Below are 16,387 nucleotides of genomic sequence, written 5' to 3' on the forward strand. Positions count from 1 at the left end.
ACTGTAGAGGGTGTGGGTGATCTTGAGTTTGATGATTTGGTTTTTGTTGGTTGGCTTTATGATGGTGAGATTTACAATGCTGGTGACTCGTTTAGGATTTTTGAAGATGTAGAGTTGGTTGCTGTTTGGGGATCTCCTAGCGCTTACGCTATTTCTTATGTGTTAAGTGGGGGCGTTAATGCGAATGGTAATCCTGTTTCTTATGCGGTGGATGATCTGCCTCTTGAGATTGCGGATCCTTATCGTGCGGATTCTATTTTCTTGTATTGGATGGCCCTCTATGCTAATGGCACTGAGAAGTTACTGCTGAATTCTATCATTCCACAGGATGTTAGAGGCGATATAGTGTTGACTGCTTATTGGCGTCCTGTGGCTGTGTATGATATTATCTACGAGTTGGAAGGTGGGGTTAATGCACCTGATAATCCAGTTTCATACACAGTGTCGGATCTCCCGATTGCTATTGCTGATCCAACCATGGAGGGTTATGTTTTCTTAGGTTGGATGGTGGAGTATGCTGATGGTAGTGTTGTTGGTCCTGTGCTTGATTTTAGTGTTCCAGTGGGTACAACGGGTAATATTATTCTGACCGCACAATGGATTGTGGTGGAGACAGAAAGTTATAGTGTGATTTATGATGGTAATGGGTACACAAGCGGTACTGTACCCGTAGATAGTAATAATCCCTATGATAGCGGTAGTCAGGTGACTGTCTTGGGTCTGGGTAGTTTGAGTCGTAGTGCTCATTCTTTCCTTGGCTGGACAACAAGTCCCAATGACACGGTTGTAACCTACAGTGCCGGTTCAATCTTTACTATTACAAGTGATGTGGTGTTGTATGCAGTATGGCAACAAGCTACATCACCTGAGCCTACACCAACTCAGTCTGCGCCAGTTGCTCGCTATACAGTGAGTTATGTACCTGGGGCGCATGGTACTTTTACTGAAAAGACTGTACGTGGGCTTGTTTATGGTGATTTAACTCCTGCGGCGCCTATGGTGACAGGTGAAGCTGGCTGGGTTTTTGCCGGCTGGTCTCCAGTGCCAAGCGCAACCGTAAGAGGCGATGTGGTTTATGTGGCGCAGTGGGTCCAAGAGCAACCTGCGTTGTTTACGGTGAAGTTTATGGCTTGGAATGGGGTGCTTTTGACATCTCAAACTGTACCCTGCGGCGGTAATGCAACTGCGCCGCATGATCCAACGCGAGAAGGTTATACATTCATAGGCTGGGATCGCGACTACACCAATATAACCTCAAACCTGACTGTTACCGCTCAGTATGTTGCTGACAGTGAACCTCCCTCTCTACAAGTCTGGGCCCTTGTAAATCTAATACTGGGCATCGTAGGTCTCATACTGGCAATTATCGTAGTCATCTGTGTACTGTTAAAAAAGAAACAAAAACAAAAAAAAGAACAGGATGAACAGAAAGCGTCTGAAAGTCAAAATAGTGCAGAACACAAAAATGAACGGACTGACGATGAGAAAACAAAGAAGCAGAAACAACACCAAATACTATGGCTCTTAAGTTTCATCCTGGGCATCGCAGGCATCATTGTGTTCCTACTTACTGAGAATACAAGTCTACCCATGGCATTAGTTGACCAATGGACCATTGTAAATGCTATCATATTCATAGTAGAAATCATCGCCATCACCCTCCTAATATTTAATCGCAAAAAGAAAGACGACAGTAAAGAAGACGACAACAAAAACGATACCAACCTCTCTACAGATAGTACGTTAAACAATAGCAACATAAACAACACCAACTATTCTCTTTTGAAAAAAACATACTCGTTTAAGGGTTACTTGGCCTGTATTTGAGCGGCGGTTAATGGAAAAAGAGTTCTATTTTCTCTTAAATACTCGTTTAACAGTTTCGATTTGTTCGCCAACAACTTCAATGTTGTCAATGTTTCCCAGTCCTTTTTTGGCTGCACTTTTAATATGGCTGATTTCATGAGGATCTATACCCATAACACGGCTACATGTGGCGTCTGTTGCAACCGGATCGTTACCTGCAAAAATTAGATTCATCTTAACAGGCACTCCATCGATGGGTCCCTTACCTTCCATGGCCGTGAAACCATCGATTACTGTTAAATGCGGCTTGAGAACCGAGTTGATGTCAACAATAACTTTACTTATACCAATGGCATGGTATTTGAATTTGAATTTATCCGGCAATAACCCAAACATGTTTTTCATGCCCAAGGTAACCTTGGTTGAGGAATGGGTTTTCATCTTAGCGGCACTGATAAGCGCTGATTGGGTAACTATCTGAGGAACCGTTATGTCCTTTAAGACCTCACCCCCAACAATTTTAATTTTGACTTTGTCTTCTATATGTCGCAAATTGAGGCATTTTACTCCATATCTGCTACACATTTCTGCCATGCCGGTGGCTTCAAAGGCTTTGTCTGCATCAGTCATGGTTGCATCAGATTCAACTACAAAAATTTCCACAGGAAGTTGCTTGAGTCGCTGAATAAGCGCCTCGACCACAACAGGATCGGTTGTAGCTCCTGTATCCCATGTCATGGTTGTGATAAAATTAACCTTGATAAGCACTCTGCTAAACCCTGTCAACGCAGATTTATAATCGATTAAATCCAGAGCTCTAAAAACAGGCTCAAATCCACGTTCGCCCTCAATGATTCCAACCTTTGATGGCTCCATAGAATCCTCTTCTCATTACTTATGGTTGGGTGCTTTAAACGTTTAGCTACACCAAAAAGCCCACAGCTAACCCAAACGCTAGCCCTAAAAAAATTGGAAACGGCAAACCGGGAAAGATGTTTTTTTTCTCCAGTACACGAAATGTGATCACTGAACCCACCATAATACCAGCGATGGAGGCGGCGGCTGCGAGAAAACTCTGGGGTTGGGAGAAACTAAAAATCATGGTGCCGGTGAGCATAGAGTAGAACACCAAATCACCCAGTCCCATTTGAATGTCTTTAAATGAAAAACTCAACCCGGGGAGTTGCTCAAGACCTGAGGACTGTGCAATTTTACCCACCGGACCCTTATACACCGCAAATATGTCATAAATTGATAAAAACACCAAAATCAAAACTGCACTCCAAAGCGATATAGCTGCAATGTTGTAGCTAAAAAACATACCCAACGCGCCGCCTATGCAAATAACTGTGATATTACGCACTTTGCTACCTAAGCGAAATATAGATAAAACAAAGAATGCCGTAACAGCTATCGATAGGGCGATGATCGCCACCCAGTTGGCTAAGAAGGGAACATATGCTGATAGAGCGGCAAAAAAGAAAAGCGAGGGCAACATAGCCGCTGCTGTTAGGCACAATGTAATTGCGCCGGTTATGATGCGTTTTCGGTTGTGTTTGAGCAAAAAATAAATCACTGTAGCACCACATGCAAGCACCACCACAAAATAGAGTGCAACACCCCAGTCAGAACCAGTGGTTTCAGGCGGAATCGGAGTTACTGGCAAAGTGGGCGCTGATTGAGGCAACAATACCGAAGCGTAACCTAATCCAAAAAGCATACTTGCCAATATAGGCAAGAGATAAACTATTTGAAATTTGAATTTATCCTCCCCTACAGCGCTTTTCGGTGGCTGCTCTTGCGGATTTGGTGTCTGTGACATTTATACGGCTCCAAACTTATGCTACTTACTGATACAGTGAGATAGTATTGGTTACAGAATAAGCTTTGTTTTTTACCCCCTCAAAGACCCTTAGTGTTGATATACAGCTACAGAAGCACTGGCACCATCTAATGCATGTCAGCAAATCCGTTATGCTACGCCAAATCGTTTGTTGCTCTGTTATGTGCCCGTCTCTATTTTGCTTCTGGTTGACGCTTGGTTGTGTCTAACGCCGGCAGTTATTGCGTAGACTCAGGGCCTGTTTTTTCTGTTTCGATTTCTTTGGCTATGGCTTCAACAAAAAAACTAATACGGTCTCGGGTTCTGCCAAAATCTGCCATAGAGGTTATGGTGGTTACCGGCGTTTCACCCATTATAGACATTCGGCATGTTTTTTCATCTATCGGCACTACCTCAACGGTGAGTATTGAACCATAAGAGAGAAAAGCTCCTTTGGTTTTGATTTTTAGTATCTGGTGAGTCTCATCTGTTTCTTGGATTTCCCACTGCAATGCTTTAACGGCCCGAGGAATAACTCTCCAAACTCTCTCAGCTGAATAGTCAATTTCAAGTTTTTCATTTTCACTGCGCAGATAGGCCATGTTTCCTCACTTTCTATCTTATACCTTAGTCAAAGTTACTTAAGAGCATATAAATTGTTGGATACCATGTTTTCGTTGTCTTGGATTGTCTGTTTAATTGTTTCTGTTGTGTTTGTTGTTGTCTGATTGATCTCTGGGTATATTTTCTTTTGTTGTTGATTTAAAGTTATATTGTATGTTCCGATATTGTACTAATGGACAATTGGTGAATGTTTCGAAAGCCAAGAACTGGCTTTCGGTGAACGGCCTACGGCATTTTAGAGGTTGCTTCCGATTCTTAGGGAGTTCTTTATTAGTGGTATTTCTGATTTTTCCACTCAATGACGGCGGGCCCATCGTAGTATAGTTGGTACCAATGTTTAGCTGGATCCATTCCATTGTGGCCCATAGTTTGGAATTCGAAGGTTAATTGAAATGTTTGTGTTTTATGTGAAGAATCCAAAGTGAAACTTCCACTGTTTTGAGTCTCAACTGTCCCAGCACCAAAATAAATAAGCGTTCTCCAGACTCCTAGTTGGAGGCAGAATTGTGAGTATTTTATGGTTATGGGTGGTCCGCTTGTGTAGTTAAGGTCTATGGTTAGGGTTACTTTTGTTATGCCATTATTTTCCACTCGATCAATTTCTTCGTAGAGGAGTGTTAATTCGGTTTGGGGCGGGGGAGTTGTTGGTGTAGGTTCAGGGGTGATTGTGGGTGTAGGGGAAGGAGGGGGATCTGTAATTGTTGGTGTTGTATATTGTGGTGTTGTGGGTGTTATGGTTAGGGTTGGGGTTGGTGGATTGGGGGTAAGGCTGTTGTTGTTTTGAGTTGCAACAAGTAGTAAAGCAGTGAGGCTGATGACTAGACTCAGAGTTACTAACACAGAGAGAATAACCGTTGAGGATTTCATAACTCTATAGCATATTGGCTGTTAGTATTGTTTACGCTCGTACTTCTCTACCTAAATAGCAGATAGCTATTGAAAGTTTCATAAAATCATTAGATAGAATGTTTAGTATTGTTGTGCTTACAACTGTCTTTAATTTAAACATAATATAAATGGGCTGGTGTTTTGGCCATAACCCGCTTTCTGTTGTTTGTGGCATTCGGCTAATCGGGCTACCCGCGCCTCCGGCAGAGTCGTCATAGGCGACCGTTTGCCCTTTCCACATGCAGGACGGCCGTTTCACCGTTTCCAGATCGGCGGACTCTGCATCACAAATGCGTCACAGCCAATTTCCGAGTGGACGTTTCGTTTCTGCTCCGTTGCCAAACCTCTCGGTCTGTCCAGAGGACTGCATTTCTGCGTGTGAGCGGAGTTTCCTCAGTCCCTTACAGGACCGATAGCCACACACCAACTCACCAACCCAACAGAAAATACACTACGCATCCAATAAAGCTACCCACCAATCATTTACCACAAATCACAAGACACACCAACATCTGCCTACCCCGCTATTTATAAAAACACCCCCCTGTTCAGCGCTTGTAAAAAACAGTTTTGAGGATAGAAACCCACGAGATTTGAGCAAAGTATATATCACTAAGCTCTGGTTAGCGCTCGATATGGAACCGCCTAAACCAAAATTCACCTACAAAACAGTCTTGTTTCCACTTTTAGGTTTAGCGGGATTTTTTATCTACATCTATTTTTTCCAAGTTGACATCATAGGTATCATCACAACAGCACAAACTGCCAATCCCCTGCTTTTTGGATTAGCTGTTGCCTGTGGTTTACTGGAAGTCTTTTTTTTCACCCTTTCCTGGCGTGTATTGACCACTCCTCTTGATATCAAAATGACCCTAAAAAAAGCCTGCCTCTATGTATGGTATGGCATATATGTTGACATATTGATACCTGCGGAGTCAATTAGCGGCGAAATTACCCGTGCTTATCTGCTCACCCGTGACCGCTGCGGCTCGTTCGGTAAAGCTATGGCCTCACTGTTTACTCAGCGCCTCTTGGGTATGGCCTTGAATGTTGCCGCCTTAGTCGTAGGTATTGCACTACTTGTCTTTGAAGGTCAAGGATCCGGATTTGTTTTTAATCTTATAATATTTGTTGCCACCGCCATAGCCCTCATAACTGCGGCCTCGACAGTTTTTGTTTTCAAAAAAAATTGGTTACTAAAAACAATTGAGTGGATTGTACGGGTGATCGATAAACTCTCAAGGGGTCGATGGAAACTCAACCTCAAAGAAAAAGCACTCGAAATCACCAATCACTTTCACGAATCCATGATAGAGTACAAACGCAACCCCCGATCACTTGCAAAATCCATGATTTATCTGGTAGGTTCCTGGTTTTTTAGCTTAAGTGTCCCCTATTTAGTTTTTCAGGCGCTTGGACACCCCGTGCCGTGGAGCGTTATTTTGATTACTTCTGCAATTATTCTAACGATAAAATCCATTCCTGTGGGAATTCCTTTTGAGGTAGGTATCCCAGAAGCCGCTATGACTACTCTTTTCTTTGCTATGGGTGTTGATGTAGCACTAAGCGCCACGGCTACTATTCTTACCCGAATCATTACCATGTGGTTCCGTTTCTTTATCGGTTTTGTTGCTCAACAGTATCTTGAACTTAAACCCGCAATAGTCAATGACACATACGATAAAACTAAAAACGAACTGACACCTACTTAGATTGACCATGTGTAGCATTAAAATTGAACCGGCTGATCTCAAATTTATTGATGCCTACTACCGAATTGAAACGCAATGTTTTGATAAGGAAGCTTTTAGCAAAAGCCAGTTAGTCTACTTGTTGACTGCTTATAATATCATCGCGCTTGCCGCCAAAGTGGATCTTGATGTTGCAGGGTTTATAATCGTTCAGGTGGAAACCAATGATACCGAATTTGGCCATATAATTACTCTAAGTGTAGCTCAAAAATATCGCTGTAGGCAAGTTGCTACTCAGTTGCTTGAAGAAATTGAGCGCCTCTTAAAACAGCGTGGTATAACTGAGTGTCGTCTTGAGGTCCGAGAAGACAACTATGTTGCTATAGGTCTTTATCAGAAACTTGGCTACCAAAAAATAGGTAAGCTCAAACGATACTACGGTAACACACATGGACTATATTTCAAAAAAATATTGCAGTTCTAGCATACTTTGGTGTGTGTTGAACAAATGTTTAAATGGTTTGTTGCCCCTCAGTTACTTGAGAGGCGCGACATGGGAGAATCCCGAGGAAAAAAATCGAGTGATAAAACTCCTGTTCAAACGATTGTAGTTCTTAACCGCAATACTACTTGGCGTTGTGGCAAACTTGAAAAATCCATTGTTAATCATCTCTACAAACGACACAAGACCTTTGGCAGGCCTGGTGTATCTGTCAAAGATATTCTGCTAAATCTTGATATTACCGGCGAGAATACCGATAACTGCCTCGATGCTCTGCGCAGACTTGAAAAAAGAAACATTGTTACAATAACAGCTCTATAGTTTCCTTTTTGGAGAGCTTTTTAGCCTCTCTAACCCATTTGCCCACAGTTTTAAGTGACACTGAGGGTTTAGTTATGGTTTTGGTCGAGGTCTGCGTTAGTTCTTCTACTGTTGTTATGCTATATTGGAGTTGGATTGCACGTTTTTGCCAATTCCTGCTATGTTAGTTAACGATAACTCGGCTGTGTGTTTTTCTGTGATTTGAGATGCTGGGGTGTTTGTGCAAGTGGTTCTAGAGTTTGGGTTAGTTGGTTAGTTGGGCTGGCGGTGTTTCCGGCGGGGTTTTAGTGGTTGGTGCTGTGGGGTTGATTTGGTTTTTTGTGTGGTGTTTCTGTGTCTGATGTGTGTGTTGGGCTGGTTGTTTGAATCTGTTGTTTTTTATATTTATTCCACGGCTCAGTAGCCAGCCCGTTTGTGTTTATCGGAGTAACTCTTCCTCTTTTGGCGGCGGTTTAATCAATCCATGTTTCATCAAAAGTTCCGTTGTAGCTCTGGCATTTGAAATGATTGCTGAAGCACGTTCATGGAGTTCCATACGACTGGGTTTAATGCGAGCTACACCTTGATCAATAGATTTAAGTGCACAGGCCACCGCTTCGCGGGGGAACACTTCCCACTCATCCATCCGTGGCAAAATATTTGTTTCATCCATGCCCCGCTCCTCTGCATATAATGCCAGCTCAGCGGTTGCCGCTATGCACATGTCATCGGTTATGGTTTTAGCTTTCACATCTAAAACGCCCCGGAAAATTGCGGGAAATCCCATGCTATTGTTGACTTGATTGGGAAAATCACTTCTGCCCGTAGCGATAACTCTTGCGCCTGCTTCTTTAGCTTCCCAGGGCCAAATTTCAGGGATTGGATTAGCACAGGCAAATACGACCGCATCAGAAGCCATACTTTTGATCAATTCTTTCTTTATTGTACCTGGACCTGGTTTTGAAGCCGCAACAACTGCATCGACACCTTTGAAGGCATTTTCTATACCGCCGGTTCTGTTTTCACGGTTGGTTTTTTGGGCGACATCATATTTCCATGGGTCATCTTTTTCATCAATATCTGGTCTTCCACGATGGATTACACCTTTAGTGTCCGCTAGAATAATGTTGCCTGGTTTAACGCCCCAGCGCATAAGCACATACGCTGTTCGGATGTTAGCCGCGCCTGAACCTATCAGTGTAATGAGGCTCTCTTTAGGTTTTTTACCCACCAACTTGAAGGCATTTATCAGTCCCGCCAAAATCACCGTTGCTGTGCCCTGCTGGTCATCATGCCAAACCGGTATCTGCATCTCTGAACGTGCACTCTCAAGTATCTGAAAGCATTTAGGTTTCTCAATATCTTCTAGATTGATACCCCCAAAAGTAGGTTCTATGGTCTTGCAGATTCTAATGATTTCATCAGGATTTTTGGTGCGCAGACAAATAGGAAACGCGTCTACCCCGCCTAAATATTTGAAGAGTAATGCTTTGCCCTCCATAACCGGCATAGCCGCTTCGGGCCCAATATCACCTAACCCTAAAACACGAGTGCCATCAGTCACGATTGCGACATAGTTCCACCGGTTAGTTAACTCAAATGATTTATCCGGATCCGCTTCAATTTGACGGCAGGTTGCTGCAACACCGGGAGTATACCAAAAGGCAAAGTCATCAATGCCTCTAATCGCACATTTGGGGATAACTTGCATTTTTCCCTCATAGAATCGGTGCATAGCTGGTGAGAGCTGAGCAGGCTTTTTGGCCTTTGCAAGCAGTTCATCAACTATTGGTTTGGTTTCTGTTTCTTTGACAACCATTATGACAACCCGATTGAAAAATATCCCTTATCTGATTCTAACCCAGCAGGTTACCCACATAACCGATTAGACTGATGTGAAGACTCTACAATAACTTGATTGGATAATTATTGGATAAATAAAAATAAATAAAAAGCAAAAAAGAAAAAGCTTTTTTCTTATTCGATTGTGGTTTTAATATCTGGGTCTGTAACCGCCGCCACCGCGTCGGTCGCCTCTGTCGCGTCCGCCGCCACCGCCGCCGTAGCCGCCGCCACCGCCGCGTCTATCACGACCGCCGTAGCCGCCGCCACCGCCAAATCCGCGTCCGCCGCCGCCTCTGTATGGTCTGCGTTCTTGTTCGTAGGTCTTGCTTGACACATTGTTTTCTGTGTTAACTTCTGCGTCCAAGGGTGCAGTTGCGGGTTCAAGCTTGCCGTATTTGCCGATGTTTAGGCGTATGTTGCCTTTGAAGAGAGTTACATAGCCATTTTCGATGCGAACTGTGTCGCCATCGTTGACTTTCTCGATGTTGTCATCCCAGAGAGTGAGATAAACAACGCCGGTTTCGTCGCCGATGAGTGCATCGCTGACTTTGTGGGGAGAGCCATCTCTGCCCATTGGAATTTCGCGCATTTCGGTTTTAGATACAACTTTAGCAGTAACGTTAACAGCCTTTGATTGTGGTGTTAAGTCGCCGACTTTAGCTTCTACTGGTTCCTTTTTGTTTTCGAAAAAACCTTCTACAGCCAATTGATTTCAACACCTGTTTTATAGTCTGAAACATACTTAGATTTTCTCTACACTTAAGTGTTTCGCTTGCCTGCACCAAGCAGCCAACGCTGTATATATAAAGGCGGGCAACTCTTTGGACATATATGAACAAAAAATACGCCGCTTTTGCAATTATTCTCCTAACCACAATTTTAATGGCCGGCGTAATCACAACAATTCTCCACAACCCCCAACCCACACCTACACAACCCCCAACACCAAAACCAACCACAAACAGCAACGTCATCCAATACACATACACAGTTGTAAAAACCTACCCCCATGACACCGCCGCCTTCACTCAAGGTTTAGTCTACGATAACGGCGTATTGTTCGAAAGCACCGGCGGATTTGGTGATTCCTCACTGCGCAAAGTTACCATAGAAGACGGGCGCATCCTGCAACAACACAATCTGCCTACTTATTTCTGTGAAGGCCTAACACTTGTAAACGACACCCTTGTGCAGCTAACTTGGCAGAGCAAAATAGGCTTTATCTACAATAAAGAAACCTTCACGCTACTTGGAAACTTTAGCTATGAAACCGAAGGATGGGGATTAACCTTTGACGGCAACAAACTTATCATGAGCGATGGCAGCTCAAAACTAATTTTTCTCGACCCCCAAACCTACCAAAAAATAGGTGAAATCAACGTCCTAGAAGGTAACACACCCATAACCAACATAAACGAACTCGAATACATAAACGGCGATATCTATGCCAACATCTGGATGACACAAAAAATCGCCATAATCAACCCGCAAACAGGCCAAATAAAAGGCTGGATAGACCTAACCGACATCAACCAACACCCCACCACAAACCCCGACTCGGTATTAAACGGAATCGCCTACGACCAACAAACAAACCGCCTCTTTGTAACCGGAAAAAACTGGTCCAATATCTACCACATAGAAATCACACCCCTCAACTAACCACCCCAAACAACCCAATCATTCAACTCTTTAGCTCTAATGTTCCTATCTGGTTGTGTAGGTTTAAATCTCCCACAATATTATCTCTCAAGGAGATGGTTGTGTGTCTTACGTCTTTAACATACCCCACCGCAATAACGACAAACTCAGACAAGTTATGGAAAAAGTCCGAGAAGACAAAAAACTCCAAACATATTGGCGTTGCTCAAACGTTATGGCCATTGACCGTATGGGCTACACCGACCACGGATCTACCCATGTAAAAATCGTAGCAAATATCGCACTAAAACTGCTAAGAGTTATGGTAGAGAAAAAACTCATCACACCAAGCATAGTTGAAAACTATGCCATGGACAACGACGACGCGGAGGTCGTGGTTGTATTGGGCTCAATTATGCACGATATAGGTATGATTGTCCAACGCAAAGACCACGAAAAATACAGCGCCATTATCGCACTTACCCTCATAGACAACCTCCTAACACCCACCTACACCCAAGAACAACGAACCATAATAACCTCAGAGGTAATGCATGCCATTGTCTGCCACGAACAACCCCTAAGTATTGAACCCAACACCCGTATCTTAACCAAAGAAGCCGGAATAGTAGGCATCGCCGACGCATTAGATATGGAAGCCGGCAGAGCCCGCATCCCTTTCCAATCCGGAAAAATCGACATCCACTCCGTCTCAGCACTCTCCATAGAAAAAGTCGAAATAGAAACACCCGAAAACGAACCAAAACCCCTCACAATAAAAATAAAAATGTCCAACTCTGCTGGAGTCTTCCAAATCGACGAACTACTCAAACCCCGCATCCAAAAATCCGGTCTCGCCCAATTTTTCCACGTAACCGCCGAAATCACAAACGAAAAAGAAAACCGTATAATAGAAAAATTCGAAATCTAACAACAACACACAAACTACACAAAACAATGCCCAACCTAATCTTACCCTATCTTGAGCTGGGGCCCGTCATTTTTTGGTGCAACTTTGATTTATTCAGTTTATAATCTACCTGTGCTAAATCGCTCTCTCTACTTTGCTGGTATGTTAAACGATGTATTTGTCTGTCTTTTCGAAGTCATGGACGATTTCCATAACTTTTTTGGATCCAGTTACGGTTTTTCGCGGCAGATTTTTTAGTAAAATCCAAGGCGATTTGCGGGCAAGTATGGTGGCGATGTGATTCTCTCCAAAGCTCTTTTTCGCTACCTCAACTACTTGCTGTCTCACAAGTACCTCAGAAACTTCACCTAACGCATGCAGATACTCGTGTAAAAGCAAGTTGTAAATCAAGGCGTTAATTGTAGCTTTATCACTACAAGAAGCCTCTACGGCATCTACAAGCGTACGATTGAGAACAATATTATTGCTCCCAACAGGATAGTAAGCACCAAACTGCAACGGTAAATCATCCAAGAAAAGCATCATACTATTGCGCCGTTTACATGTTGCATACTCGGCAGTTTCCCGAACAATCTGCCAAATCTCCGCATAACTCTTAGCACTATCCAAGTTAGCAATGAAATGGTCAGCTTCAGAGGAATTATCCACGATATCTCTCTATACTACTCAAAACCTCCATACCTTTAAGCATTACACTGATAAAATCAATTTTTGCCTGCTTGTTTAGACAAACATTTTACTATCTTATTGAGTCTCTAATTTCTAAACAGGTGGCTGTTTGTATGTCTATATTGATTATTTGAAGTGTGTGTTGAAGCGTTGCATTGCGGCTTCGACGATTTGTTTTGCTTCTTTGGCGTTTTGCCAGCCTTTGACTTTAGTCCATTTGTGTGGTTCTAAGCGTTTGTAGGTTGTGAAGAATTCTTGAATTTGGTTTAATTGGTGTTCATGTACGTCGGTGATATCGTTGTAACCTTTGAAGCGCGCATCATTAACAAGGACTGCGAGAATTTTTTCGTCAAGACCATGTTCATCTTCTATGTGAAGTGCTCCAATTACTCGAACACGTGCAATTGCGCCAACTTCTAATGGTTCATAGGTTAAGGTCATGATATCTAGTGGGTCATTGTCTTCTGACCATGTTTGGGGAACAAATCCATAATCTACCGGGAAAAACACTGCCGAGGGGATTATGCGGTCAAGTACAAAGGTTTCCCAATCTGAATTATATTCATATTTATCTCGTGAACCGCTTAAAACTTCAATAACCATGTTCAGTTCAGTTGGCGGATTGTCTCCCACCGGAACTTGTTTCCAAAGATTCATATAACAACCATACCCTCTCCGTTAGTCAAGAATAAAAACTTAACCACCTGCTCACACCATCCCCAACCATCAATCGCTGGTTTGTTTCTCGGTTGGTTGGGTTTTATTTTCAGAACTTGTTGAATCTCCAGTTGTTATGTGTAAATTGTTTTAAAAAAATGGGGTTTGAGCGTTTTGGTTTGTGTTGTAACTGCTGATTGCAATTGTTGGTTGTTATGGTTTATTGTTTGCTTGGTTATTGGAGTTTAATGGTTGCTGTTGGTGTCATGTTGGTTAGGTTGGTGAGTTTGATTTGTGAGTTGGAGATTGTGTAGAGATTGTTGCCGATGTAGAGGGTGCGTGTTATCCAGTCGTTTTGTGTATTATAGTATTCATAGGGGTCGCGTAGATGTCCTTGGGTGTTCAGTAATGCTGGGTTTAGATGTGTTACGGTGCCCTTGAGTGTGAAGCCGCCGTCTGTGCTGAGGCTAAATATATATGCTCCCTGCCAGACGGATTCGCCGTAGAGCCAAGAGTTGGAGGCATCCTGTTCGGTTTGGCTGTTGATCAATGCTAACCCGACCGGTATTACCAGTAGGTTTCTTTCTTTGTTAAAGAGAAATGCATGGGGATCTGAGAGTACCAATGACTCTGTGCCTCTGTCGCCTATACCATAACTTGTCAGTTGGATTGGTTCTCTAACGTTGGTGACATCAAAGAGGGAGAGTTTTAACCCCTGATACCATGCAAAGTTTCCCGTGTCGGATTCAGTTGTTTCTTTGCCTATGCCGATAAGATGGTTTTCATCATAGGGATGGAGGTAGTCTGAGTATCCAGGAATTTTGAGCTCACCTAACACTTTTGGGTTGCTAGGGTTACTGAGATCAATGACAAAGAGTGGGTCTATTGTCTTAAACGTTACCAAATAGCCTTTGTCACCCATAAAGCGTGCCGCATGGAGGTTCTCGTTTGGTGCAAGACCCTCCAGTTTACCAATCACAATTAGCTCAGAGTTTAATACATAGACGTTATTGACTTGGGTTTGGGATTCAAGGTTGTAATAGTTGGTGGCTATCCGAAAATCGCCGTTGTATTCATCCATAGAATACTGATTTAAGATATTGCCAAAGACGCTTCCTTGTGATTCACATGATAGTTGTAACCCATCAATTGCAACACGATATATTGTAGTGTACTGGCCCGCCTCTTGGTTCCATAGGGGGTATGTGACATAAAAGTTCTGAGTTGAAACATACATATTGGATGTACTGCCCATCATAACGGTCATGCTAGTTGGTTTTGATGTATAATCGGTGATGTTTAGACCGTAGAAGCTTGTGAAGCTTAAACTTGAATCATTCATATCGGTGTAGTAGATGCTGGCAGGAGAAACCTCAATTTGACAATTATCTTCATACACAACTGGTAATCTGGCTATGTTATCATAGACCCTAGCGGGTTGACTAACAACGGTATAGACGATGTCGCCTATCATGCGGCTATTGGCATAGTTGCCGCTCAGAGTACAGTTTCGTGTCAAAATTGGTTGTGCCTTATTAGAGATATCATAGACGTTGATGCAGGTGTAATCATTACCTGGATTATATCCCCAATGTATCGGACGTATATCGTTGGGATAGTCATATTTGTTGGCTAAAACTGCTATTTGATTGCTGTCTTGACTTAGAAACAATCCAATTGGTTGCGTTATATCATCAAGTGTAATTTTGGACACTACTGTGGGTTTTTGTGAGTTTGCATCTATAATATAAACGGTATTTATGGTACAAAATGTGTAATCATCGCTGGTTTGGGTAGTGGTTGAGGTCATATAGATGTATTGACCATCTGTTTTAACGGCATCTAACTCATCTACTCCACTAACTTGTATATTGGTTGTCGAGTAGTCGTCACTTGGCTTGGCCCAATAAATCTCCGGTGCAGGGTACGAAGTAACCATGCTTAATGGAGTTTCCAGGGGAGTGCCATAGCCTTGGATGCTCTCTCTTTGGTTAGTGTTAGTGTTTAGGTAATCTGTGATTTCTTGCGTAGAGGAGAACGTTTTCATTGCTTGGGCGGGTGGAAAAATCAAGGGTGTTACGCCAAAGACATAGATCATAGATATGAGGACTATTGCTGAGAGTACTGCTGTTGTTCCATAGAGCCGTGTTTTTTTCTTGATTTCTCTTTGCACCATTATACTTTCGCTCCCTTTGAACTGTGTATTATCCTGTTTTTTATGCTAATTATGCGAACAGCTTGTTCTAACATTTAGAACGGCCTCATACCCCAAACTCGGTATGCTTCATACCAGAAAATACTGCAAATAATTGCGCCAAATGAGATTATAAAGAGGTTATCACGGGTGAAACTGTTAACCATAATCGTCAAGTATAAGCTAAAGAACAGTGTAGAGAACAATGCATAGAAGAAGTAGCGTGGGAATAAGAGTTTACCCAGTTTTACATAGTGGCGCAGTACGCCGATTTTAACCTCACCCACCAGTATGTATTGTCCACCGACTTCTTGTTTCTCAACCAGTCCTAATTCTCGTAGTTGCTCAAGATGGTGAAATGCGATGCTGGGACTGCTAAAATGCAGTGCCCGTTGAACTTCGCGAATACCTGCGGGGTTACCGTGTTTTAGAAGATACCAATATACTTTCCACGCTTTGCCTCGCAGTGCATATTCAAGCTCTGTTTCACTGCTCCCGTTCAATCATTAAACACCCAGCCTATATTATGACATGTTGAATATAAGTTCAAAGGTGAAAACAGGGTATTCTATGAGTGTTTCTTTAGTTTCTATATAGCTGATGCTGATTGGTTTAGTGTCCTGAGTGGGTGAAAAGGATTAGCTTGCCACATTTGGGACATTGGTAATAGAGTAGCTTACCTTCTCTATCATAGATTGGCTTCATTTCAACGTAGCATTCAGGGCAGAGACGGGGAGTATTCATATGATCCACTCAAACTTAGCGGTTTTATGGATATAACTTTTCTGGATGCAGAGTTAGCTGGATAACCCTTTCA

The 16,387-nt window shown here is 42.8% G+C and carries 17 protein-coding genes and 1 other RNA gene; 6 read left to right on the top strand and 12 right to left on the bottom strand.

The window, feature by feature from the left end:
* A partial coding sequence (locus FWF39_RS03890; RefSeq protein ID WP_343382127.1) for an InlB B-repeat-containing protein occupies positions 1–1,827 on the top strand: 1,827 nt, incomplete at its 5' end.
* A 24-nt stretch (positions 1,828–1,851) separates the two neighbouring features.
* Here the strand turns inward: FWF39_RS03890 and FWF39_RS03895 are convergent.
* From FWF39_RS03895 to rnpB, 5 genes are all read right to left on the bottom strand, one after another.
* Positions 1,852–2,682, bottom strand: a complete 831-nt coding sequence (locus FWF39_RS03895; RefSeq protein WP_343382128.1) for a DUF362 domain-containing protein — start codon at positions 2,680–2,682, stop codon at positions 1,852–1,854.
* 46 nt (positions 2,683–2,728) lie between these two features.
* Complete coding sequence (locus FWF39_RS03900) at positions 2,729–3,526, bottom strand: presenilin family intramembrane aspartyl protease (RefSeq protein ID WP_343382168.1); 798 nt, start codon at positions 3,524–3,526, stop codon at positions 2,729–2,731.
* A gap of 341 nt (positions 3,527–3,867) precedes the next feature.
* Complete coding sequence (locus FWF39_RS03905) at positions 3,868–4,230, bottom strand: hypothetical protein (protein ID WP_343382129.1); 363 nt, start codon at positions 4,228–4,230, stop codon at positions 3,868–3,870.
* Between the two features lie 292 nt (positions 4,231–4,522).
* Entirely contained in the window at positions 4,523–5,119 is a 597-nt protein-coding gene (locus FWF39_RS03910) for a hypothetical protein (RefSeq protein WP_343382130.1), read from the bottom strand.
* Between the two features lie 157 nt (positions 5,120–5,276).
* Positions 5,277–5,572: RNase P RNA component (rnpB, locus tag FWF39_RS03915), an RNA gene on the bottom strand.
* Positions 5,573–5,775: 203 nt separating this feature from the next.
* Between rnpB and FWF39_RS03920 the strand changes: the two genes are divergently transcribed.
* Genes FWF39_RS03920 through FWF39_RS03930 form a run of 3 tightly spaced genes read left to right on the top strand, consistent with a single transcriptional unit; the run spans position 5,776 to position 7,654 of the window.
* Entirely contained in the window at positions 5,776–6,852 is a 1,077-nt protein-coding gene (locus FWF39_RS03920; RefSeq protein WP_343382131.1) for a lysylphosphatidylglycerol synthase transmembrane domain-containing protein, read from the top strand.
* Between the two features lie 7 nt (positions 6,853–6,859).
* The gene (locus FWF39_RS03925; protein ID WP_343382132.1) at positions 6,860–7,315 is read left to right on the top strand and encodes an N-acetyltransferase; all 456 of its coding nucleotides are present in this window, start codon (positions 6,860–6,862) and stop codon (positions 7,313–7,315) included.
* Between the two features lie 24 nt (positions 7,316–7,339).
* The gene (locus FWF39_RS03930; RefSeq protein WP_343382133.1) at positions 7,340–7,654 is read left to right on the top strand and encodes a hypothetical protein; all 315 of its coding nucleotides are present in this window, start codon (positions 7,340–7,342) and stop codon (positions 7,652–7,654) included.
* Positions 7,655–8,072: 418 nt separating this feature from the next.
* Here the strand turns inward: FWF39_RS03930 and FWF39_RS03935 are convergent, their stop codons facing one another.
* Positions 8,073–9,452 carry an NADP-dependent malic enzyme gene (locus tag FWF39_RS03935; protein ID WP_343382134.1) on the bottom strand — a complete coding sequence of 460 codons (1,380 nt, stop codon included), beginning with the start codon at positions 9,450–9,452 and terminating at the stop codon, positions 8,073–8,075.
* A 174-nt stretch (positions 9,453–9,626) separates the two neighbouring features.
* The gene (locus FWF39_RS03940; protein WP_343382135.1) at positions 9,627–10,184 is read right to left on the bottom strand and encodes a single-stranded DNA-binding protein; all 558 of its coding nucleotides are present in this window, start codon (positions 10,182–10,184) and stop codon (positions 9,627–9,629) included.
* 125 nt (positions 10,185–10,309) lie between these two features.
* On the opposite strand from FWF39_RS03940, the gene FWF39_RS03945 reads away from it, so the two are divergent.
* Both FWF39_RS03945 and FWF39_RS03950 read left to right on the top strand, forming a co-directional pair.
* Positions 10,310–11,140 carry a glutaminyl-peptide cyclotransferase gene (locus FWF39_RS03945; RefSeq protein ID WP_343382136.1) on the top strand — a complete coding sequence of 277 codons (831 nt, stop codon included), beginning with the start codon at positions 10,310–10,312 and terminating at the stop codon, positions 11,138–11,140.
* 103 nt (positions 11,141–11,243) lie between these two features.
* Positions 11,244–12,050: an HD domain-containing protein gene (locus FWF39_RS03950; protein ID WP_343382137.1), complete on the top strand. Its 807-nt coding sequence runs from the start codon at positions 11,244–11,246 to the stop codon at positions 12,048–12,050.
* 144 nt (positions 12,051–12,194) lie between these two features.
* Here the strand turns inward: FWF39_RS03950 and FWF39_RS03955 are convergent, their stop codons facing one another.
* From FWF39_RS03955 to FWF39_RS03975, 5 genes are all read right to left on the bottom strand, one after another.
* Positions 12,195–12,698 (bottom strand): hypothetical protein, encoded by a 504-nt coding sequence (locus FWF39_RS03955; protein ID WP_343382138.1) that lies wholly within the window; start codon positions 12,696–12,698, stop codon positions 12,195–12,197.
* Between the two features lie 147 nt (positions 12,699–12,845).
* A complete protein-coding gene (locus FWF39_RS03960; protein WP_343382139.1) occupies positions 12,846–13,322 on the bottom strand; it encodes an inorganic diphosphatase in 477 nt (158 codons plus the stop codon).
* Positions 13,323–13,611: 289 nt separating this feature from the next.
* Entirely contained in the window at positions 13,612–15,552 is a 1,941-nt protein-coding gene (locus FWF39_RS03965) for a beta-propeller domain-containing protein (RefSeq protein ID WP_343382140.1), read from the bottom strand.
* A gap of 74 nt (positions 15,553–15,626) precedes the next feature.
* On the bottom strand, positions 15,627–16,073 hold the full coding sequence (locus tag FWF39_RS03970; RefSeq protein ID WP_343382141.1) for a hypothetical protein: 447 nt from the start codon (positions 16,071–16,073) through the stop codon (positions 15,627–15,629).
* 109 nt (positions 16,074–16,182) lie between these two features.
* Entirely contained in the window at positions 16,183–16,314 is a 132-nt protein-coding gene (locus FWF39_RS03975) for a zf-TFIIB domain-containing protein (RefSeq protein ID WP_343382142.1), read from the bottom strand.
* Positions 16,315–16,387 lie beyond the last annotated feature (73 nt).

Source organism: Candidatus Bathycorpusculum sp., assembly GCF_009778815.1.
Classification (GTDB): domain Archaea; phylum Thermoproteota; class Bathyarchaeia; order Bathyarchaeales; family Bathycorpusculaceae; genus Bathycorpusculum; species Bathycorpusculum hydrogenotrophicum.